The organism is Rhizobium sp. 01N447_2, assembly GCF_056399245.1.
Map to the genome: position 1 here is coordinate 1 of NZ_JBFTQY010000036.1, position 18,951 is coordinate 18,951.

Sequence of the window (18,951 nt, forward strand, 5' to 3'; positions counted from 1 at the left end):
GGCCGGCGATGAGGCCGGCGATGAAGTGGCGTTGCATCAGGAAGAACATGACGACCGGCGGCACGGCGACGACGATGGTCCCGGCGGAAATCAGGTTCCAGGCCGAGACCCATTCACCGCGGAGATTGGCAAGGCCGGCAGTAACAGGCTTGACGGAGTCGCTGACGGTCAGCACCACGGCCCAGAAGTAATCGTTCCAGATGAAGGTGAAGATGAGGATGGCGAGTGCGGCAAGCGCCGGCCGCACCAGCGGGATCGCCACATGCCATAGCGTCTGGAAGGGAGACGCCCCTTCCGCCCGGGCCGCCTGGAACAGCTCGTCGGGCAATGCCGCGATGAAATTGCGCATGAACAGCGTCGCAAAGCCGGTCTGGAAGGCGACGTGGAAGATGATCAGCGCTGCCGTGGTATCGATCAGGTCGAGCCGGACCATCAGGTCCCGCACCGGGATCATCATGATCTGGTGCGGCAGGAAATTGCCGCCGACGAACAGCGCGAAGATCAGCATGTTGCCGGGAAAGCGGTAGCGCGACAGCACGTAGCCGGCGAGCGTGGAGAGCACCAGCACGCCGATCACCGAGGGAATGGTGATCGTCAGGCTGTTGAGGAAGTAGCGAGCCATCGGCGTCTGCGTGAAGACATCAGTATAGTTGTCGATGACGCCGATCCCGGTCGGCCATCCCCACAGATTGCCGCCCATAACATCCTCGGTCGAGCGGAACGAGGTCAGGATGATCGCAAACAGCGGGCAGAGCCAGAGCAGCAGGACGATGACGACGGCGAGCACATAGAGGCGGCGCTGCCAGAGGGCGGCATCGGGAATGGGACGAGGATACATCAGCCTCCCCTTTCTTCGGTATGGATGATGTGGCTGAGGTACCAGACGATGAAGGCGGCCATGATCACGAACAGCACCGAGGCGATAGCCGCGCCGTAACCGAAGCGGTAGGAGAAGATCGACTGTTCGAACATCTGGTAAGCGAGAACCGAGGACGAACCGAAAGGGCCGCCGTTCGTCATCACCGACACCATGTCGAAGGACCTGAGTGCCCCGACGACGGTGACGGCAATGGCGATGAAGGTGACCTGGGTCAGCTGCGGCAGCACGATGTGCCACAACATGTTCCAGCCCCTCGCCCCATCGACGCGCCCTGCCCCGATCAGCTCTTCGCTCAAATTGTTGAGGCCGGCGAGATAAAGCACCATGCAGAAGGTGATCTGTGGCCAGAGTGCTGCAATCACGATGGCGAAGGTGACGAAATGCTCGTCGGAGAGAACCGCCGGCGCCGTCGCCCCGAATGCCCTGAAGATCAGCGCGAGCAACCCGAACTCCGGCGTATAGACCCAGGTGAAGACGACGCCGACCGTCACCGAGGCGAGCACCAGCGGAATGAAGAACAGCGACTTCAGGAAGCGCATGCCGCGGATTTTCTGGTTGACCAGCAGCGCAATGGCGAGCCCGATCGGCGGTGCCGCCATGAACATCACCAGCCAGATCAGGTTGTTCTTCAACGACACGTAGAATTGCGGGTCGTCGTAGAGTTCGACGTAATTGCCGAAGCCGATCCACACCATCGGGCCGAAGCCGTCCCAGTCGTGCAGGCTGATCCAGAGGCTCCTGACGGCCGACAGCAGGATGACGGTGAAGAACAGCAATATCGCCGGCGCGATGAGTAAAGTCGGGGTGAGCCACCAGCGCTGGCGGCGCCATAACATCAACATCTCAAGAACCTCATTAATACAGGAGCAGACTTATGCGTGCTCCGGGAGCAGAGGCGCACCTCCCCCAAGGGGTGGAGGCATACAGCCTCCACCCCTTGGAAGCAGCGGTTCGCCGCCGCCCCTGGGAGAGCTGCTAGATCTTGTAGATGCGCTTGCGCGTGCCCTCGAGGCGCGTCAGGATGGCCCTGCGCCGGTCGGGTTTGGCCATGAACTCCTGGAAACCGACGAGGCCGGCCTGCGCCATATCGGGATCGCTGTCGCGGTCGTAATATTGCGACGTGCCCTGCACCGTCTTCATCGTCTCGACAGCGACGTTGACCAGCGGGTCTTTGCTTGGCGGCAGGTCGTGGCGCGGCGGAACGTTGCCGCCCGGCTCCAGATAGGCCGCCAGATTCTCGGGCTTGTAGAAGTAGGCGAGGAATTCGCGCGCGCCCTGCTTGTTCTTAGCCTTGGCGGGAATGTGGATCGAATTGACCGAGAACTCCTCGAAGTGGCCGACCTTGGCATCGAGCACCGGGAAGGTCGCATAGGAGAGCTGCGGTAGATCTTCGGCGGTGAAGGCCGAGCGCAGGAAAGCGCCGAGGTTCATCATGCCGGCCTTCTTCTGCGCCAGGAGCGCCGCGGCCTCCTGCCAACCGAAAGACGTGTGATTCTCCGTGAAGAACCCCTTCGAAATCATTGCCTCCCACTGGTCGAAAACCGCCGTCAGCGAGGGATCGAGATAGCTCATCTCGCCGTTCATCAGCGCCATATGCTTGTCGAGGCCGTTGATGCGAAGGTTCATCTGGTCGAACCAGCCGGCCGCCGGCCATAATTCCTTGGTGCCGATCGCGACCGGCGTGATGCCCGCGGCCTTGCACTTGTCGCCGTAGGCCATGAACTCTTCGGCCGTCTTCGGCACGGTCAGGCCATGCTGCTCGAACACATCCTTGCGATAAAACATGCCCCAGAGCGTGCCGCCTGTGGGGAGGCCGTACTGCTTGCCGTCTTCGGTGACGGCCCCTGCCGTCGCGCCGAGCACGTCCTTATATTTCTCTTTCTCGAAAAGGTCGGAGATATCGTCGAACAGGCCGCGCTTGACGAAGGCGCGCATGCGGTTGCCCGAAAACCAGGAGCAGACGTCAGGCGCGCCGGCGACGAGATAGTTGCGAATGGCCGTCTTGTGGGCCTCGTGGTCCATATTGTTGATGACGACGTTGACGCCGGCTTCCTTGCTGAAGCCCGCGGCAATCGTCTTCAGCGCATCGAGGGCGGCACCATTGTTTTCGGCGGAGATCATCGTGACCTCCTGAGCCTGCGCGATCGCCGGGATCGGAAAGCTGCCGCTAACCGCTGCAGCGGAAACCAGCCCCGCGCCCTTCAGGAAGCGTCTGCGGGTGGTCGACGGAAATTGCTTCAAAAATGTCATTGAATTCCTCCCAGTTGATCGATCAACATCTCCCGACCGTCGCCTCCTCCATGAAACGACCGACCAGGCATTCAACGCTGCGATCCGCTCGGCGATTCCAGCGATAATTCGCCTGGCTGAGTTGATCCGCGGCCGAACTTATGCATAGATCTTTGCAGCTCGCAATAATTAATTTACAAAATTAAGGAATGCATCGTGAAGTTAAAAGGCGACCAGACCACGGCGAGAGCCATGAACCGACGCCTCATCCTCAATCTTCTCCGGCGCGAGGGGCCAAGGAGCCGTGCCGACATCGCGACGGTGATCGGTTTAAGTCCTGCCGCCGTCACCTTCGTCGTCGCCGACCTTCTGGAGGAAGGCATCGTCATCGAAGGGAAGACCGTGCCCGGCCTCACCGGCCGCCGCCCGATCCCGGTGGACATCAACTACGAGCACGCGCTCGCCGTCGGCTTCAAGCTGATGGTGGATTCGGTGGAGTGCGTGGCAACCGACCTTGCCACCAACCCCGTCGCCGCCATGCGGGTAAGCCTCGGCGGCCACGATCCTGACAAGGTTGCCGACCTGCTGGCGAGCACCGTGCCCGAACTGGTGAAGCTCGCCGGCCGGCCGAACGCGAAACTCGCCGGCATCGGCATCTCCATGCCCGGCGTCATCAACCACGAACAGACGGCCTGCGTGCGCAGCTACCGCTTCAAGTGGGACAATGTCCCCCTCGCCTCGCTGGTCGCCAGCCGCGTCCATGTCCCGGTCTGGCTGGAAGACGACACCAACGCCTATGCCATCGCGCAGCAGCTCTTCGGGCTCGGCCGCCAGCATCGCAACATGGCGGTTCTCGCCGTCGGCGTCGGCATCAGCTGTGCACTCGTCATCGACGGCAAGCTCTACCGCGGCGCAAACGGCGCGGCCGGCAAGTTCGGCCACACTCTCTACGAGGAGAATGGCCGGCTCTGCGAATGCGGCAAGCGCGGCTGTCTGATGGCCTATCACTCCGAAATCTCAATGCTCCGGCGCTGGCGGGAAGCGACCGGCCGCGAGGAACTGGGACTGCCGGAATTGTCGGCTGCGCTCGCATCAGGCGATGCCGACGCCCTCGCCCTCGTCGCCGATTCCGGCCGCGGCATCGGCACCGCCCTTGCCAATCTCGTCAACATCACCGATCCCGAAGTCATCGTCGCCGGCGGCGAAGCCGTCTCCCTCGGCGACCCTTTCCTGACGCCGCTGCGCGAAGCGCTTTCCGCCCGGACCTTCCGAACCGCCCCGCCCCTCTTGCCCGACTGGGAGGACAATTCCTGGGCCCGGGGTGCCGCCGCCCTTGTCACCCAAAAAATATTCGACTTCGAATCCTCCGGCGGCATTACGGACATCGCCAGTCTCGTCGGCGTCAGAACCGCGGGCTCATCATCGGCGGCGTAGTGATACACTGGCTTACAAAAATGGGGGTTCGCCGACACATCCCTGGTTMAATCATCGACTTAAATCCCGATGCGGCCAACCGGTCGGGAATGATTAATTCAGGAAGGATGACAAGATGAAAATGATCCAGGCTATCGCGCTCGCCCTTGTTCTAGGCGGCGCAGCTGCTGCACACGCAGAACAGCCGCTACAGCGCACCGATCTCCTCAAGAGCGATATCGATGTGCCCGGCCACGAGGTCGTTCAGGTGCGCGTCGATTTTGCGCCCGGCGTTCTCGCCCCCAGTCACACGCATCCCAGCGAGGAGATCGCCTTCGTCATCGAAGGAACGCTGGAATACCAGCTCGAGGGCAGGCAGCCGGTTACCCTTAAAGCCGGCCAATCCTTGTTCATTCCCACCGGCGTCACTCACTCGGCAAAGAACGTCGGCAGCGGCAAGGCGTCGGAATTGGCGACCTACATCGTCCGCAAAGGCGCACCGCTCGTCGTACCTGCCAAGTGAGCTGTTCCCAGAGCCGATGATCTGGCAGACACCAGCTCCCTTCACTCGACCCCGTTCACAGGGTTCGAAGGACGGGTTGGCCGGCGACCTCATGCTAACCACCGCCAGCTACGCTTGCCGGCCGTTTCTCCCTTGCGGTCGCCTTCCATTCACGGCAGCATGCACGTGTCCCCAGTCATCTGAACCTCTCACATTAGGAGGATTGCCATGGCAACGTTGGAGCGGCCGACCTTTGTCGTCCATTGGAGCGAGATCGAACGGCCTGACGACTCGCATTATGACGATGACGACGAGTTGATGAGCATCGGTGCGCCTTTCGGACGCTATTTCGGCCTGGCGAAATTGGGCATTCATCACGAGCGCTTGCCGCCTGGCCGGCGCACATCCTTTCCGCATGCCGAGAGCGCCGAGGAAGAATTCGTCTATGTCATCGAAGGCGCACCCGACGTCTGGCTCGATGGCCACCTCTATCGGCTGAAGCCCGGCGACGCCGTCGGATTTCCTGCCGGCACCGGCATCGCCCATAGTTTCCTCAACAACACGCAAGCCGAAGTGCACCTCCTCGTCGTCGGCGAGCGCCACAAGGCTGAGAACCGCATTTTCTACCCGCTCCACCCTCACCGCAGACCGCTGCATAATGATTGGTGGGATGACCATCCCACCCATGCCCTCGGTCCGCACGATGGAATGCCGGACCTAGCGCGGGAAGCAAAGGGCCGAGGAAACAGCGAATAGATCAACCAGGCCGATAGCCGGCCGCAATGGCGGCTTCGCGCAAAGCCGAGACCAACGCTTGGCGGAGCTTCGACAGTTAGGGGCTCAGGCCAGCCAACCGCAACAGCTCGTCATTTTCGTTTGCAACGCCTTCCGTCAGCCGGGCGGCGGCAATCGGGGGAAGCCAGGCGAGAATGCCGCTGACCTCCGATCCGGTGACCGAGGCGTAAGCTTCGACATAGCCCATTGCCCGCTCCGGCATCGCATGGTGCAACAGCACGTATGTTCGGCAGACATCGGCCAGAGGATTGCCACAGCAGGCATCGAGCCAGTCGACGATCATAAACCCCTGCCCCGAGCCGTGAATATTCCACGGGTGAAAATCGCCGTGACACACTCTGTCGCCATCTGGCAGGGATTCGAGTTGCGCAAGAAGCCGATTTCTGGATGAAGAATCCAAGTGCTCGGCCCGGCGGATCCTGGCAGAAAGCCTCGCCATGAGAGACGGCAACCCGTCGCCCGGCTTTTCGTGAATTCTTCGATGCAGTTGCGCCATGTCTTCAAGCGACGCTCTACCTGCCGTCGAGACGAATGGGTCGGCAAAACAGGAACTGGGCGCGCGATCCATCAATACGCCCCAGCGCCCATCGAATTCACCGACCGCGTGGACCTTTGGCGTCGGCAGCGCGAGCCTCTCAAGGATCGACAGGTTCGCCGCCTCCCTGAATGACGATGCCTTGGAGGCGGCTGACCGGTATAGCTTGAGCGCCAAGGCACCACATTCGAAGACCTCGGCCTCTTTACCCGAACCAAGGAGCCGACCCGTTTCGGTCATAGCGGTGCCTCCGTCTGAATTCAGCAGGTGGATGGTGATCTCGCAAGAAATGCCGCGATCACCGCCATCGCAGTTTGCCACGCTCGACGAAAACGGGTGAGCGAAATTGTCAAGGCCAGCACCTGCCGCCGGCAGACCTGGCCGGGGGCCACAGCCATAGGAGCAACTCTTGCGCCTTCCCAATATTGGGAGAGCGCGAGGGCCTAGGCTGCCGTCACAACGGATCGCTGATACCTATCAACGAGAACTTGTCGAACCATGATGGATGATATTCAGTCCAAAGCTCCGGCGCAGCCATGGCGGAACAGCATCGAGCTGTCGTGGCGGGTGGATGACTCACGATGAGGGCAATCCGCCGCGCCTAAGATTACTCGCTTTCGCAGTATGCCGACAGCAGTCATTGCGATCGCGGCGATAAGCCACGCATATAGCAACCGATCGGAGCTCAAATGTCGACCGCCGCTTTGCCTGAACCGCCATACTATATGGTCAGTTTTTCATCTCAACGAACCAAGGTCGACAGTGGCTATGGCGAGATGGGCTATGCGATGACGGAACTTGCAAAACAGCAGCCGGGTTATCTCGGCTTCGAAAGCGCTCGCGGAGCCGACGGTTTCGGCATACTCATCTCCTATTGGAAGGATGAGGACAGCATTCGAGCCTGGAAATCAGTCGTCGATCACGTTCAGGCACAAAATCGCGGTCGGTCAGACTGGTACACCCGGTACGAAATCCGTGTTGCGCTCGTCACGCGATCCTACGGGTTCAACATCGAAGCGACATGAGTTGGCTTGTTTGGACAGCCAAGGCTAAGCGCGTGAAACGGAAGCACATTTCCTTTCGAAATGCAGCCGGGATCTAACGTCGCCTCCGCATGAAGATCATTGAAAGTTTACGAATTTCGAAAAGCCTTCGGCAATCGAAGCCTGATTAAGTCGCGTCGTCTGGCTGATGGGTGTACCAATGACGACGCGACAACTCACCTTCGCAATAGTTTGGGCCTGCATATTCACCTGCCTTGCCTTCGGATATCTGCCGTCCGGGGTTTCGCTCCGGGAATGGAAAGGCGATATGTACATGAAAGGCGCTGCATCGGCGGCTTACCTTGCTATCATGAAAAACGGGATCTCTGGTTGTCGGATGCCTTGGACAAGGCACAAGCCCCCAACAGCCGCGATTGATGGCAAGTCGTCCGTATTCAGTTGACGGGTTCCCGGTCGATCCGCCCCCTACCGCGCAAACCTGCGGGCGCCGGCGACACACAGGATGACGGCAACGGTCACGGCGAGCATGGCCCAGGTCACGGGCTCGTGCAACAGGGTTGCTGCGAGCGCCAGCCCGAAGAACGGCTGGAGCAGCTGCAGTTGGCCGACGGCGGCGATGCCGCCCTGCGACAGGCCACGATACCAGAAGATGAAGCCGATCAGCATCGAAAACAGCGAGACATAGGCAAGGCCGAGCAGCGCCGGCGCTTCGATGCCGGAGAAGCTCTCCGGCCGATGGAAAAGCGCGACTGCGACCGTCACCGGCAGCGACAGCACGAGCGCCCAGGAAATCACCTGCCACCCGCCGAGCGTGCGCGAAAGCCTGCCGCCTTCGGCATAGCCGAGGCCGCAGACGATGACAGCCGCCAGCATCAGCAGATCGCCGACCGGCGAGGCTGTCAGGCCTTGCGTCAATGCGAATCCCGCCACCAGCGCGCTGCCGAGAACCGAAAACAGCCAGAATGCCGGCTTCGGCCGTTCTCCGCCACGGATCACGCCGAAGATCGCCGTCGCGAGCGGCAGCAGGCCGATGAAGACGATCGAATGGGCTGAGGTGACATGCTGCAGCGCCAGCGCCGTCAGCAACGGAAAGCCGACAACGACGCCGAGCGCCACGACGGCCAGGGAGAGAATATCACCTCGGCTCGGCCGCTTCTCTCTGAAAGCGATCAGCAGGCCGAGGGCGAGGAAGCCGGCGATCGCCGCGCGCGCCACGGTGAGGAAGACGGGATCGAACTGCATCACCGCCACGCGCGTCGCCGGCAGCGATCCGCTGAAGATCACCACCCCGATAAAACCATTGATCCATCCCGATGCCATACGGTCCATGATGCGCTGCACTCCTTCATTTCCTAATCCTTATCGGCCAACAGCGATGGCCATAACAGTGACAGTCTGATACGATTTTGCGAAACTGTAGTGATACAGAAAGCAATACAGATGAGCGAAGGACGCACACGCGTGGAGATGGTCGTGGCGACGATCAGGCAGCGCATCGCCGGGCGCAGCCTGACGCCGGGCGCAAGGCTGCCCTCCGTCCGGGGGCTGGCTGCGACGTTGAAGCTGTCGACTTCGACCGTCGTCGACGCTTATGAGCGGTTGGTCGCCGAAGGCGCGATCCTGGCAAGGCCAGGCTCGGGATTCTACGTCGCCAACCAGGCAGCGCCCTTTGCGCTTGCCGAGACTGGGCCGAAGCTCGACCGCGCGGTCGATCCGTTCTGGATATCGCGGCAATCGCTAGAGGCCGGCGAAGCAGACCTGAAGCCCGGCTGCGGCTGGCTGCCGCCCTCATGGCTACCGGGGGACGGCATGCGCCGCGGGCTCAGAACACTTGCCCGCGCCGACGGGCCGGCGCTCGCCGATTACGGCTCGCCACTCGGCTTGCCGCAACTGCGCCAACTGATTTCGCGGCGCATGGGTGAACGGGGGATAGAAGCCTCCCCGGGTCAAATCATGCTGGCCGATTCCGGCACGCAGGCAATCGACCTGCTCTGCCGTTTCCTGCTGGAACCCGGCGACACGGTGCTGGTCGACGATCCCTGCTATTTCAATTTCCATGCATTGCTACGCGCCCATCGGGCAAAGATCGTCGGCGTGCCCTACACGCCGTCCGGTCCCGATATCGAGCTGTTTGCGCAAGTCGTCGCCGATGAGCGTCCGCGGCTCTACATCACCAACTCCGCCATCCACAATCCGACCGGCGCAACCTTGTCTCCTGTTACGGCTCACCGGGTTCTAAAACTCGCCGACCAGTTCGACTTGACCATCATCGAGGACGATATCTTCGCCGATTTCGAGCACACGCCGGCACCCCGCCTTGCCGCCTTCGACGGGCTCGAGCGGGTCATTCACATCGGCAGCTTCTCGAAAACCCTGTCGGCCTCGGCCCGCTGCGGTTTCGTCGTGGCGAAACCGGAATGGATCGACGGCCTGACAGACCTCAAGATCGCCACCACCTTCGGCGGCGGCCGGCTGACGGCGGAACTGGTGCTGAACGTCTTGAGCGACGGCAGCTATCGCAAACACATGGAAACGCTGAGACACCGGCTCTCCCGGGCGACGAGCGAGGTCTCGGCCAAGCTGAAGAATCTGGGCATAACGCCGTGGCTGGAGCCACAGGCCGGAATGTTCCTCTGGTGCCGGCTGCCCGATGGCATCGATGCGGCTGATGCCGCGCGGGCCGCACTCGAAAAAAGGATCGTTCTGGCGCCTGGAAACGCATTCAGCCTGTCGCAATCGGCAACCAATTTCATGCGCTTCAACGTGTCTCAGACGCTCGATCCGCGAGTGTTCGAGGTGCTGGGTGATGCGCTGGCAGGAAGAGGATAATGGAAGGCGAGCCGTCGCGGATCGAGCGCCTTGCCCCACGAAACGTCTGTGGCGAGGCAATAGCAAGCGCCTTGCTCCCTCTTCTCGCCAGCGGGGAGAAGAGATATGCGGCAGCGCCTCACCCTTCCTGAGCGAGTCTTTGCGGAAACGAAGGACATGTGCTTTCTTCTCTCGCCCCGCCCGCAACCATCAAAACGACCGGTGGACCGCCTTGTCGTTGGCKAGGCGCGTCACGCAGCCTTCGAGCTTGGCGAGCAGCAGATCGAAGTCGAGCGGCTTCGTCAGATAGTCCGCCGCTCCGCCGCGCAGGCCGGCTAGAGTGTTTTCCCGGTCGGTCAGTGCCGTCAGCAGGATGAAGGGGATGTTGGAAAGCTCGGGGTGGTTGATCTGAATTTCCGCCAGAAGCTGGTGCCCATCCATCACAGGCATCGAAATGTCGCTGATGACGATATCGGGCCACTTCGACAGGATCATTTCCAGTCCCTCGGCGCCGTTCGATGCCTCGAGCGTCTTGTAGCCGGCTTCGCTCAATTCTTCGACGAGGAGGTTCCGGATCTCGACTTCGTCTTCTATGCACAGGACTGTAACCATGAGCTCTTCCTTAAGCTGCGACTTGTTGATCCGACAATAAAAACTCTATTGGCAGAAGAATGGTGAATGTTGTGCCTTTGCCGAGCTCGCTCGTCACCTCGACGGTGCCGCCATGCAGTTCGACGACCTGCTTGACGACGTTGAGGCCGATGCCCGTTCCGGCAATGCCCGTCGCGCTGCGGGCGCGATAATAGGGCTGGAATAGCTTCGGCAGATCCTCCGCATCCATGCCGATGCCACTGTCGGAGATGGCGATCTCCACCGTCTTCTCGTCGGCCCGGGCGCGAACATGAATGTCAGGCGCGTTCGGCGAATATTTGACGGCGTTCGAAATCAGGTTGGTGAAGACCTGCTCCATCGCGCTGCGGTCGAACGTCAATACATCCGGTATGGGCGCGAGATCGAGATGGAACACATGCGAGCGGCTGAGGTGACGCTGCCTGTCGCAGCAGCTGACGAGCAGGGCCTTCAGATCGCCTTCGCTGCGCTTCAGTGTGATCTGTCCGGTTTCGAGCCGGCCGCTGGCGAGGATACTCTCCATCAGATCGACCATGCGCACGACCGCGCTGCGGATCACGCCGGCTTTTTCGTGAACGTAGTCGCCGCTGACGTTGGTCGTCGAGCGGCAGAGCCGCTGGGCAGCGGCGTCGATGATGGCGAGCGGCGTGCGAAACTCGTGCGAGGCCATGGCGACGAACTGGCGCTGGAGCGCATTCACCTGCCGTTCGTGCACCAGCAAGCGGTCCAGTTCCTCTCTCTGCCTTTCGATCTCGGCCGTTCGATCGGCCACCATCTCTTCCAGATGGTTGCGGTGATGGGTGAGCTGCGCCTGGCTGTCCAGCAAGGTCAGCGAGGTGCGATGCAGACCACGTCCAAGCCAGAACACGACGGTGATCAGCAGCGCCAGGCAGCCGAGCCCCGCCGGCGCGATCTGCTGCAGCAGCATGTATCCGGGCCGGATAGGCGGCCATACGAAATAGCCGATCGTGCCGCCGTCATGGGACGACACAGGCACTTGCGCCCGCTCATCCCCACCTTTCGAAGGCGCGAAATACAATCCTTCGAGCCGCGCATGATGGCCGATACTTTCGGCAGCTTTTCCATCGATGAACTTGACCGAGATGGCGATGAACTCCTGGCCCGCCTCGATCTGCATCCTGGCCGAGCTCGGCAGAATGGGACGCGCGCTTGATATCGCCGGCCGGTTGCCGATCATGATCGTCCGAACCGTGGCCAGTTGACCAATCGGTTCGGCGCCGGGATTTGCAGCCCGCTCGACGAGAGCGGCGCGCATCTCTCCGGCAAGAGTGGCCATTTCTTGGCCGTCGTCGTCACCGAGCCGCGGCGGCACGGCATCCGCGCCGTCGCGGAACGCAAACATCAGGCGATTGGTATCGTCAAAGATATAGGTTCTGTCGTGCCCGAAATACTGGCTCGTCCACCGACCGACATTATCGAGCAGCCATTCATGGTTTCGCTGCTTTGCATAGAGGAAGGCATCGTCCCATTTGGTGACGCTTTCCTGCTCCCGGGGAAGTGCCGCGATCTGCTCTTCCAATCCTTGGCCGACGAAGTCGGCCTGCCGGCGCAACGAGAGATCGTCGACCTTCACCGCGGCAAGCCACGCAAACCCGCACAACAACACAGCCGCCGCGCAGGTGAGCGTCACCAAGACGAATGTGATGTGGGATGTGAGCCCGACCTTCAATACCTGCAACCTTTTGATGGCGCCTGATGCCGAGAAATTGACACGCAAAGGTTGACGGACCATGAATTATGCGCTCCCGTGAGGGTCTGTGGCAGGTCTCCCATAGGCATCGCAATCGTTGAAGGAGAAGCACATGGATGCAGCAGCATCGTCGGATATGCCAGGCATCAGGATCGAGCCGATCGCTGCCGCCCACATCGACAGCTTTCATCATGCGCTCGACGTGGTCGCGCGGGAGAAAAAATACCTGTCCATGCTGGAAGCAACTCCGCTGCCGCAAACGCGTGAGTTCGTCATGGGCATGATTGCGAAAGGCAATCCGCAATTCGTTGCCACCGCTCAAGACAAGGTCGTCGGCTGGTGCGACATCAGCCGGCATTTTTTCCCGTCGCACGCCCATCGCGGTAAGCTCGGAATGGGAATCCTTCCCGCCTATCGGGGCAAAGGTCTCGGACGGATGCTGATCGAGACCACATTGAGAGCGGCGCAGAAAAGCGGTTTTGCCAGGGTTGAACTCGATGTTTATGAAGACAACGCCCGTGCTATCGCTCTCTACGAAAAGATGGGATTTGCCCGCGAAGGCATCGTCCGACGTGCTGCACACATCGATGGTCGGTTCATCGATGCGATCAGCATGGCGCTTTTGTTCGACGAGCGCGGCGCGGCATAGTCCTGATATCGCCGAGAATTTTAGAACGAGTCCAGCTGACTCCCGTGCCCCGGACGTTCATCATTTCCACCGGGAGTTGGAACAAATGCTCTTTCACCAGATTAGTCCGATGCGAATGCGCCGCCATGCATCGGGCTCAGCGAGGAGGCAGCCATGCACATCACCCGCCGGCAATTTGCAGCCCTTGCAGCCTTGCTTTTCCTGCCGGGGATGCCGAAAGCGGCAGACGAGGAGAACGCCGTCGTCTGGCGCGCCAAGTCCCCCGCGAACGACCATGTGCTTTTCGGCTATGTGCGCATCCGCGCCGACAGTTTTCCTGACATCGTGGCCGAGGGAAAACGCCTGGTCGATCAATCGAAGACGGTGCTGATCGACGTCAATCCCGGCCTCACCCTGTCGACCGCCAAGTTCAAGAACAGTGATATCAAGCCCGTCTTGTCAGGTTTGACGCCATCCGATCAGGACGAGTTAAAGACCATCCTCTCGACATCCCCGGCAAAGGGAGCGATCGAAAAACTTTCCGGTTTCGAGGCGAGCCTGCTCCTCATCGGCGAAGGACAGCATGCCATCGGCCCCGACGCGCCGAGCATCGGCCTGGCGCTGGCGAAGTACGGCGTATCGATCGGGCGCGATGTGAAGACGCTTGTAGCCGACGGCGAAATGCAGGCCATGCAGAAGCCATTGACGCTCGAAACGGTCAATTCCGTCGGCCCGGACCCGATCACCTATCTTCTCGCGCCGCCGGATCGGACCGATCGGCGCCTATTTCGACGAACTCTACAAAACTCGAAAGAGCGCAGAGATCGCAAGCCTCGGAGAGGAAATCACCGCCAAGGGCATCGTGACGCCCACAGATCTCATCGATGCGGACAAGTTACGCGCGCTCCTCATCGAGCGGATCGCAAACCTGCCTCCAGGCACGAACGCTTTCATCATCCTGCCGATCGGGCTCTTGAATGGTCCGCGCAACATTCTCGGCGAACTCCGCTTTCGCGGAGCCGAGGTGGCGGCAATCGGCTGAACCGGATCTTGAGAAGTTCCAGATGTCGTGCTCATCCAATCAAATGAAGATTATCCAATGTGGTCTTCGTGGCGTGTATCGCCACTGTGATGATGAGAACCACATGATCGCGGTTCGCTGATTGAGCTAAGGATAGCGTCAAGCTGTCCGGAACGTCTTTCCGAATGAACCTTTCTGTCGCCAGAAGTCGATCTGTTGTCACACTCACTGATGAGATCAAGCTATCTTTCTCAAGTAAAACGAAAAAGGGATCTTCGTCCGATGCTGGTGTTTCAGGCAATTGYGATTGACTCGTTGGAATTTGGAGAGCGTCAAACAGCGTCTTGAGCCTGTTGTCTATGTCCGTATCGAGAATGAGGCCGCCAACTTTGCCAGGCCGCAACATTAGAACGTCTATAGAGCAGTGGGTAAAGGTCTCATCGCTTACAAGCGGAACCCAATGGTAACCCAATTTGCCATGGCGATCGGCAATCCGCTGAAACTCAGGGACAGCCTTATGGGCCGCGTAGTCCATCCATTCATTTAGATTTCCGTCCACTCGCCAAAGTTCTCGGAATTGCTTGTGGAACTCGCGGCGAATGTCGTGCTTGTGGCCTGGCCGCTTCGAATTATTACCAGAGGAATGCAACTCACCTTCATAAAACAACCTAAATCTCACTTACCAGCCCTCCCATCCTATTTATCTTTCTTGAGGCACAACCAGCTGGGACGGAGCCGCCAACGCGCTGATTTCGAACGCTGATATAGTGCGGGCCTCTTTCGCCCGGCCACTCTCCTATCGGGCGAAAGCCTCGAACGGATTGTCGTGTGTCAGGCGCACCAGTGTGTCGTCGTCTATACCCCGCCGTTTCAACTCGGGCAGCAAAACCGTGGAAAGATGCGTATACGGTTTGGGTATCCCGCCCATCGGCTGCGCCGGATCGAACCAGCCGCGGTCATGGCTCAACAACAGGCGATCGCCGCAGCCCGCCTTCAGCGCCTTGATCACCAGCTCAGCCACCTCGTTGTCCCCGCCTCGGCCGACATGGTCATACTCGATCCAGGCGCCTCGTTCGGCGACGGCGACGTTATAGGCGAAGTCCTTTTCTTCCTGCGTATGGATCGAGATGAACCTGTCGGCCCTGTAGCCCTCCGCCTCGATGACATCGAGCTGGTCCATGACGACCCGTCCCCTGATCGTATGACTGCCGATGACGGCGTCTGTCTGCGCCGCGGCGCGCGCGGCTGCCCGTAGGATTTTCGTCTCGAGCGCCGTCATGCCGTCATCGCCGGCGCTGAGCTTGATCCAGCCTGCCTGGAACCCGGTCTCGTCGATCTGCTCCGTCAGTTCACGAAGCATCCACGCCTCCAGCTCTTTCTCGGAAGCCTGGCGGACCCATTCGGGAATCCAGGGTTCACGGTAATTGCCGGTGGGAACGACGATCGGAAAATCCGTCGCGAGCGACACGGCAAGATCGATATCCGCACGGCGTCCAACGCCGCCCGTCGAGCATTCGACCAGTGCCGTCACCCCGAGCTTCTTGATCCGCTCGATCTCAGGTGCCATCAGCCGGACGACGTCTTCGATGTCTGCTTCGGCATAACCGGGCTGGTCCGGCGTCCTGAGGTCGACGAAGACGTGCTCATGCGGGAGGATCATCCCAAGTTCGGATTTGCTCTTAGGCCCGAGCGTCGTGCGCAGATGTTTCAAAGTCTCTCCCCCGCGATCATACCGGTTTTGCGTAAAGGCCTCGACCGACACTGCCGCGAAGGTAGATCGTCACCTGCCGAAATCAATCGCTCACTCGGTTGAAATTCCCACAACTTGCCCCTTGGTGTCGACGTCCAACCTGGCGCCCCGATTGCTGGCGAGCTGACTGTCACTGGGGAGAGATATGCCGCCTCGGCCTCTTCGGCGTCGCATCGGCTACTTCCCCTTCCCCTCCTTGCCCTGCGCCGGCCGGCTGATCGCGCGGACCTTGCCGCTGGCGCCGCCACCGCAAAAAAAGCAGTCGGCGCCATCGGATTCGAGGCCGGAGACGCCGGTACCCTCGGGCATATCAAGCCGCTCTAGCACCTCCCCCGTTTCGGGGTCGATGCGCCTGACGTCGCTGTCATCGCCCTCCCAGGTGCCGTGCCAGAGCTGGCCGTCGACCCAGGTGACGCCTGTCACGACGCGGTTGGATTCGATGGTGCGGAGGATCTTGCCGGTTTCCGGGTCGATCTGATGGATCCTGCGGCCCCTGTGCTGGCCGACCCAAAGCGAGCCTTCGGCCCACGCAAGGCCGGAATCGCCGCCATTGCCGGGCGCCGGGATGGTGGAAAGGATACGGCCGGTCTTCGGATCGATCTTGTGAATGACATCCTCGGCGATCTGATAGAGGAACTCGCCGTCGAAAGCCGTTCCGGCATGGGACGCAACCTCGATCGAGCGCACCACGTCGCCGCTTGCGGGATCGAGCGCGTTCAGCCTATCGCCCGAGGCGAACCAGACGTGCTCACCATCGAAGGTGACACCGTTGACGCGCTCGGCGCCGGGAAAGGGTCCATATTCACGGATGATCGTCGCAGCCGATTTTTTCATCTCTTCCGTCCTGTTTGCCCCGTCTGACCAGGGCCATCCTCATCTGTCAGGCCATACTAGTCGCTTGGCAAAGGTCCCGGGAGTAACAAGATCGTCGGGAAACCGGGCARCGGCGGGCTCATCCAACGCCGTGCCCGCCCGCGCCCGAAGGATTGCACCTTGCTCTCCCCGGCAAGCGAATCCAGCGCCCGCTGCACGGTGCGCGGGCTGGCGCCGAGCGCGATCGCCAGCGCCGAGCTCGACCACGCCTCGCCATCGGCGAGAAAGGCGAGCACCGCCCCATGCTGGCCTTCAACGAGCGGCGCCAGCACGGCGGTCTCGCCGGCGCGCCGCGGCGAAAGCGCAAAGCCGCGTTTCGTCGCCGAGACCTCGGCGAGCGCCCGCAGCTCGGCGCGCAACCGGCCGATCTCGACGCGCAGCCGGGCGCGATGTGATTCATCGGCATGTTTACCGCGGAAGGCGCGTGCGACCAGCGTGCCCCTGGCAACATCCCCCGGCCAGGCTTCGGCGAGCGCGCGGGCGAGCGCGAAGAGCACCGGCCGCGTTGCCAGCGACACGGAAAGCTGGTCGTCGCGCACGACATGGCGGCAGGCATCGACGACGAGCGCGCCCGAACCGAGCAACTCTTCCACCTCCTCAAGCCGCAGCGGGCTTTCCCGCCAGCGCGAGATCAGCCGTGCCACGGGTGCGTTGAGTACGTCGGCGGCATTTTCCACCTCCGCCGTCAATACGGGCATACCGGCCTCGCGCGCCGCTTGCCTTGCCCGGTCAAGAGCCGCACGCGCCGCTTTCGTCTGCAGGCGCCGGATCGCGATACCCGCGACCACCAGTTCGTGGGCAGCCCTTGCCGCCGGCGGTAGCGGCGTCGGGTCGAGCGTTTCGAGCGCCCTCTCGGCCTCGTCAAGCCGACCAATCAGCACCAGCCGGCGAAGCTCGACATTCCTGGCATGGGCTGCGTTGATCCTGTCGCCATGCGCTGCGAGCACCTTGCGCGCCTCCTCCAGCGCTTTGGGCGGCCAGGTGAGATCGCGCGAGACCAGCGCGATCTCGGCCTCGGCGACCACGCAGCGGGCTCGCGCCACCGCCTCTCGCGGGCCGAAGGCGCGGGCCGCACTCTTCAGCAGCGCCTTGGCGCGGACGAGATCGCCGAGCTGCGCCATCGCAATGCCGCGCAGCGCCAGCGCCGGCGCATCGTCGCGCAGCGCCACCCGCTTCAGCGCGCCGAGCGCATCTCCCACTGCCAGCGCCCGCGCCGCCGCCGTGATCAGCGAGTCCATTCAAATCCCGTCACACTTGTCACTCCCACCCTTGCCCTGCCCGGCCGTAGCTTTGTCGTCGACCGGCAAGCAACCCCGCGCCGGATGGTACGACGAGAAACAGGCAAAGGAGAAGACCCATGACGATACAACTCGGAACGCGGCAGCAGTGGCTGGAAGCGCGGCTCGACCTGCTCGAAGAGGAGAAGGCGCTGACGCGGCAGAGCGACGCGCTGGCGATGAAGCGCCAGCAATTGCCCTGCGTGAGGATTGACAAGGAATACCGCTTCGACACCGAGGCCGGCAACGTTTCGCTGAAGGATCTCTTCGGCGGCTGTTCGCAGCTCCTCGTCTATCACTTCATGTTCGGGCCGGATTATACCGCCGGATGCCCCTCCTGCTCCTCGATCGCCGACGGCTTCAACGGCTTCTTCGTCCATCTCGAAAACCACGACGTCGCCTTCACCGCGATCTCGCGCGCGCCGCTGGCAAAGCTTCTGGCATTCCGGCAGCGCATGGACTGGAGCTTTCCCTGGGCCTCCTCCTCCGGCAGCGACTTCAACAGCGATTTCAGCGTCTGGTTCACCCCCGAGCAGCAGCGCCAGGGCGGGATAGAATATAACTATCGCCGCGAGCCGCCCGCTCCCGAACAGTCCGCCTCCGAACCATTGGCCGGCAGGACCGTGCAGGAATGGCAACTGCGCGGCACCGAGGGACCGGTCGCCCAGATCGCCGCCATGACCGAAACCGATGTCGCGACCTACACCCGCGACCGGCCCGGAGTCAGCGCCTTCGAGCTTGCCGACGGCGCCGTCTACCATAGCTATTCCAGCTATGCCCGCGGCCTGGACGGCCTCTGGGGCATGTACCAATGGCTCGACCGCGCCCCCAAGGGCCGCAACGAGCAAGGCGTCTGGTGGCGCCACCACGACCGATATGGCAAGGAGTGACTGCG

19 protein-coding genes are annotated in these 18,951 nt (G+C 61.6%); 8 read left to right on the plus strand and 11 right to left on the minus strand.

Translation table 11 applies throughout. The features are described from left to right. From AC1ECN_RS22445 to AC1ECN_RS22455, 3 genes are all read right to left on the minus strand, one after another. Positions 1 to 838, minus strand: an 838-nt coding sequence (locus AC1ECN_RS22445) for a carbohydrate ABC transporter permease (protein WP_477954131.1), incomplete at its 3' end; no start/stop codon positions are given. Then, a complete protein-coding gene (locus AC1ECN_RS22450) occupies positions 838 to 1,722 on the minus strand; it encodes a carbohydrate ABC transporter permease (RefSeq protein ID WP_130672826.1) in 885 nt (294 codons plus the stop codon). The genes AC1ECN_RS22450 and AC1ECN_RS22445, both read right to left, overlap by 1 nt. Before the next feature lie 133 nt (positions 1,723 to 1,855). Beyond that, a complete protein-coding gene (locus tag AC1ECN_RS22455; protein ID WP_130672827.1) occupies positions 1,856 to 3,130 on the minus strand; it encodes an ABC transporter substrate-binding protein in 1,275 nt (424 codons plus the stop codon). Between the two features lie 195 nt (positions 3,131 to 3,325). On the opposite strand from AC1ECN_RS22455, the gene AC1ECN_RS22460 reads away from it, so the two are divergent. The 3 genes from AC1ECN_RS22460 (at position 3,326) to AC1ECN_RS22470 (ending at position 5,780) form a co-directional block, all read left to right on the plus strand. Further along, positions 3,326 to 4,543: an ROK family protein gene (locus AC1ECN_RS22460; protein WP_018074321.1), complete on the plus strand. Its 1,218-nt coding sequence runs from the start codon at positions 3,326 to 3,328 to the stop codon at positions 4,541 to 4,543. Positions 4,544 to 4,658: 115 nt separating this feature from the next. Then, the gene (locus tag AC1ECN_RS22465; protein ID WP_130672828.1) at positions 4,659 to 5,045 is read left to right on the plus strand and encodes a cupin domain-containing protein; all 387 of its coding nucleotides are present in this window, start codon (positions 4,659 to 4,661) and stop codon (positions 5,043 to 5,045) included. 207 nt (positions 5,046 to 5,252) lie between these two features. After that, positions 5,253 to 5,780 carry a cupin domain-containing protein gene (locus tag AC1ECN_RS22470; RefSeq protein WP_018074319.1) on the plus strand — a complete coding sequence of 176 codons (528 nt, stop codon included), beginning with the start codon at positions 5,253 to 5,255 and terminating at the stop codon, positions 5,778 to 5,780. A gap of 76 nt (positions 5,781 to 5,856) precedes the next feature. Here AC1ECN_RS22470 and AC1ECN_RS22475 read toward each other — a convergent pair whose 3' ends face one another. Continuing rightward, on the minus strand, positions 5,857 to 6,594 hold the full coding sequence (locus AC1ECN_RS22475) for a phosphotransferase family protein (RefSeq protein ID WP_130672829.1): 738 nt from the start codon (positions 6,592 to 6,594) through the stop codon (positions 5,857 to 5,859). Positions 6,595 to 7,043: 449 nt separating this feature from the next. On the opposite strand from AC1ECN_RS22475, the gene AC1ECN_RS22480 reads away from it, so the two are divergent. After that, a complete protein-coding gene (locus tag AC1ECN_RS22480; protein WP_130672830.1) occupies positions 7,044 to 7,379 on the plus strand; it encodes an antibiotic biosynthesis monooxygenase family protein in 336 nt (111 codons plus the stop codon). Between the two features lie 444 nt (positions 7,380 to 7,823). On the opposite strand, the gene AC1ECN_RS22485 is transcribed toward AC1ECN_RS22480, so the two are convergent. Then, positions 7,824 to 8,687 (minus strand): DMT family transporter, encoded by an 864-nt coding sequence (locus AC1ECN_RS22485; protein WP_130673542.1) that lies wholly within the window; start codon positions 8,685 to 8,687, stop codon positions 7,824 to 7,826. A 90-nt stretch (positions 8,688 to 8,777) separates the two neighbouring features. Between AC1ECN_RS22485 and AC1ECN_RS22490 the strand changes: the two genes are divergently transcribed. After that, a complete protein-coding gene (locus AC1ECN_RS22490) occupies positions 8,778 to 10,187 on the plus strand; it encodes an aminotransferase-like domain-containing protein (RefSeq protein ID WP_130692162.1) in 1,410 nt (469 codons plus the stop codon). Positions 10,188 to 10,376: 189 nt separating this feature from the next. Here the strand turns inward: AC1ECN_RS22490 and AC1ECN_RS22495 are convergent, their stop codons facing one another. Together AC1ECN_RS22495 and AC1ECN_RS22500 are read right to left on the minus strand one after the other, a co-directional pair. Next, on the minus strand, positions 10,377 to 10,778 hold the full coding sequence (locus tag AC1ECN_RS22495; protein WP_003560657.1) for a response regulator: 402 nt from the start codon (positions 10,776 to 10,778) through the stop codon (positions 10,377 to 10,379). 10 nt (positions 10,779 to 10,788) lie between these two features. Next, complete coding sequence (locus AC1ECN_RS22500) at positions 10,789 to 12,534, minus strand: sensor histidine kinase (RefSeq protein ID WP_130656946.1); 1,746 nt, start codon at positions 12,532 to 12,534, stop codon at positions 10,789 to 10,791. Positions 12,535 to 12,619: 85 nt separating this feature from the next. Here AC1ECN_RS22500 and AC1ECN_RS22505 point away from each other — a divergent pair, with 85 nt between their 5' ends. Both AC1ECN_RS22505 and AC1ECN_RS22510 read left to right on the plus strand, forming a co-directional pair. Then, the gene (locus tag AC1ECN_RS22505; protein WP_018074312.1) at positions 12,620 to 13,156 is read left to right on the plus strand and encodes a GNAT family N-acetyltransferase; all 537 of its coding nucleotides are present in this window, start codon (positions 12,620 to 12,622) and stop codon (positions 13,154 to 13,156) included. A 153-nt stretch (positions 13,157 to 13,309) separates the two neighbouring features. After that, entirely contained in the window at positions 13,310 to 14,224 is a 915-nt protein-coding gene (locus AC1ECN_RS22510; protein WP_245484728.1) for a hypothetical protein, read from the plus strand. On the opposite strand, the gene AC1ECN_RS22515 is transcribed toward AC1ECN_RS22510, so the two are convergent. The 4 genes from AC1ECN_RS22515 to AC1ECN_RS22530 form a co-directional block, all read right to left on the minus strand. After that, the gene (locus tag AC1ECN_RS22515) at positions 14,209 to 14,835 is read right to left on the minus strand and encodes a hypothetical protein (RefSeq protein ID WP_130672832.1); all 627 of its coding nucleotides are present in this window, start codon (positions 14,833 to 14,835) and stop codon (positions 14,209 to 14,211) included. The genes AC1ECN_RS22510 and AC1ECN_RS22515 overlap by 16 nt on opposite strands. Before the next feature lie 117 nt (positions 14,836 to 14,952). Further along, positions 14,953 to 15,867 (minus strand): phosphotriesterase family protein, encoded by a 915-nt coding sequence (locus AC1ECN_RS22520; RefSeq protein ID WP_130672833.1) that lies wholly within the window; start codon positions 15,865 to 15,867, stop codon positions 14,953 to 14,955. A gap of 216 nt (positions 15,868 to 16,083) precedes the next feature. After that, positions 16,084 to 16,740: a Vgb family protein gene (locus AC1ECN_RS22525; RefSeq protein ID WP_130672834.1), complete on the minus strand. Its 657-nt coding sequence runs from the start codon at positions 16,738 to 16,740 to the stop codon at positions 16,084 to 16,086. A gap of 56 nt (positions 16,741 to 16,796) precedes the next feature. Beyond that, the gene (locus AC1ECN_RS22530; RefSeq protein WP_130672835.1) at positions 16,797 to 18,017 is read right to left on the minus strand and encodes a helix-turn-helix domain-containing protein; all 1,221 of its coding nucleotides are present in this window, start codon (positions 18,015 to 18,017) and stop codon (positions 16,797 to 16,799) included. 119 nt (positions 18,018 to 18,136) lie between these two features. Between AC1ECN_RS22530 and AC1ECN_RS22535 the strand changes: the two genes are divergently transcribed. Next, the gene (locus tag AC1ECN_RS22535) at positions 18,137 to 18,946 is read left to right on the plus strand and encodes a DUF899 domain-containing protein (protein WP_024320887.1); all 810 of its coding nucleotides are present in this window, start codon (positions 18,137 to 18,139) and stop codon (positions 18,944 to 18,946) included. Positions 18,947 to 18,951: the final 5 nt, after the last annotated feature.

Excerpts from the sequence above, each read along its gene's own strand:
- AC1ECN_RS22450 (WP_130672826.1), bottom strand. The coding sequence starts at position 1,722 with ATGTTGATGTTATGGCGCCGCCAGCGCTGGTGGCTCACCCCGACTTTA.
- AC1ECN_RS22455 (WP_130672827.1), bottom strand. The coding sequence starts at position 3,130 with ATGACATTTTTGAAGCAATTTCCGTCGACCACCCGCAGACGCTTCCTG.
- AC1ECN_RS22465 (WP_130672828.1), top strand. The coding sequence starts at position 4,659 with ATGAAAATGATCCAGGCTATCGCGCTCGCCCTTGTTCTAGGCGGCGCA.
- AC1ECN_RS22470 (WP_018074319.1), top strand. The coding sequence starts at position 5,253 with ATGGCAACGTTGGAGCGGCCGACCTTTGTCGTCCATTGGAGCGAGATC.
- AC1ECN_RS22475 (WP_130672829.1), bottom strand. The coding sequence starts at position 6,594 with ATGACCGAAACGGGTCGGCTCCTTGGTTCGGGTAAAGAGGCCGAGGTC.
- AC1ECN_RS22480 (WP_130672830.1), top strand. The coding sequence starts at position 7,044 with ATGTCGACCGCCGCTTTGCCTGAACCGCCATACTATATGGTCAGTTTT.
- AC1ECN_RS22485 (WP_130673542.1), bottom strand. The coding sequence starts at position 8,687 with ATGGACCGTATGGCATCGGGATGGATCAATGGTTTTATCGGGGTGGTG.
- AC1ECN_RS22505 (WP_018074312.1), top strand. The coding sequence starts at position 12,620 with ATGGATGCAGCAGCATCGTCGGATATGCCAGGCATCAGGATCGAGCCG.
- AC1ECN_RS22510 (WP_245484728.1), top strand. The coding sequence starts at position 13,310 with ATGCACATCACCCGCCGGCAATTTGCAGCCCTTGCAGCCTTGCTTTTC.
- AC1ECN_RS22525 (WP_130672834.1), bottom strand. The coding sequence starts at position 16,740 with ATGAAAAAATCGGCTGCGACGATCATCCGTGAATATGGACCCTTTCCC.
- AC1ECN_RS22535 (WP_024320887.1), top strand. The coding sequence starts at position 18,137 with ATGACGATACAACTCGGAACGCGGCAGCAGTGGCTGGAAGCGCGGCTC.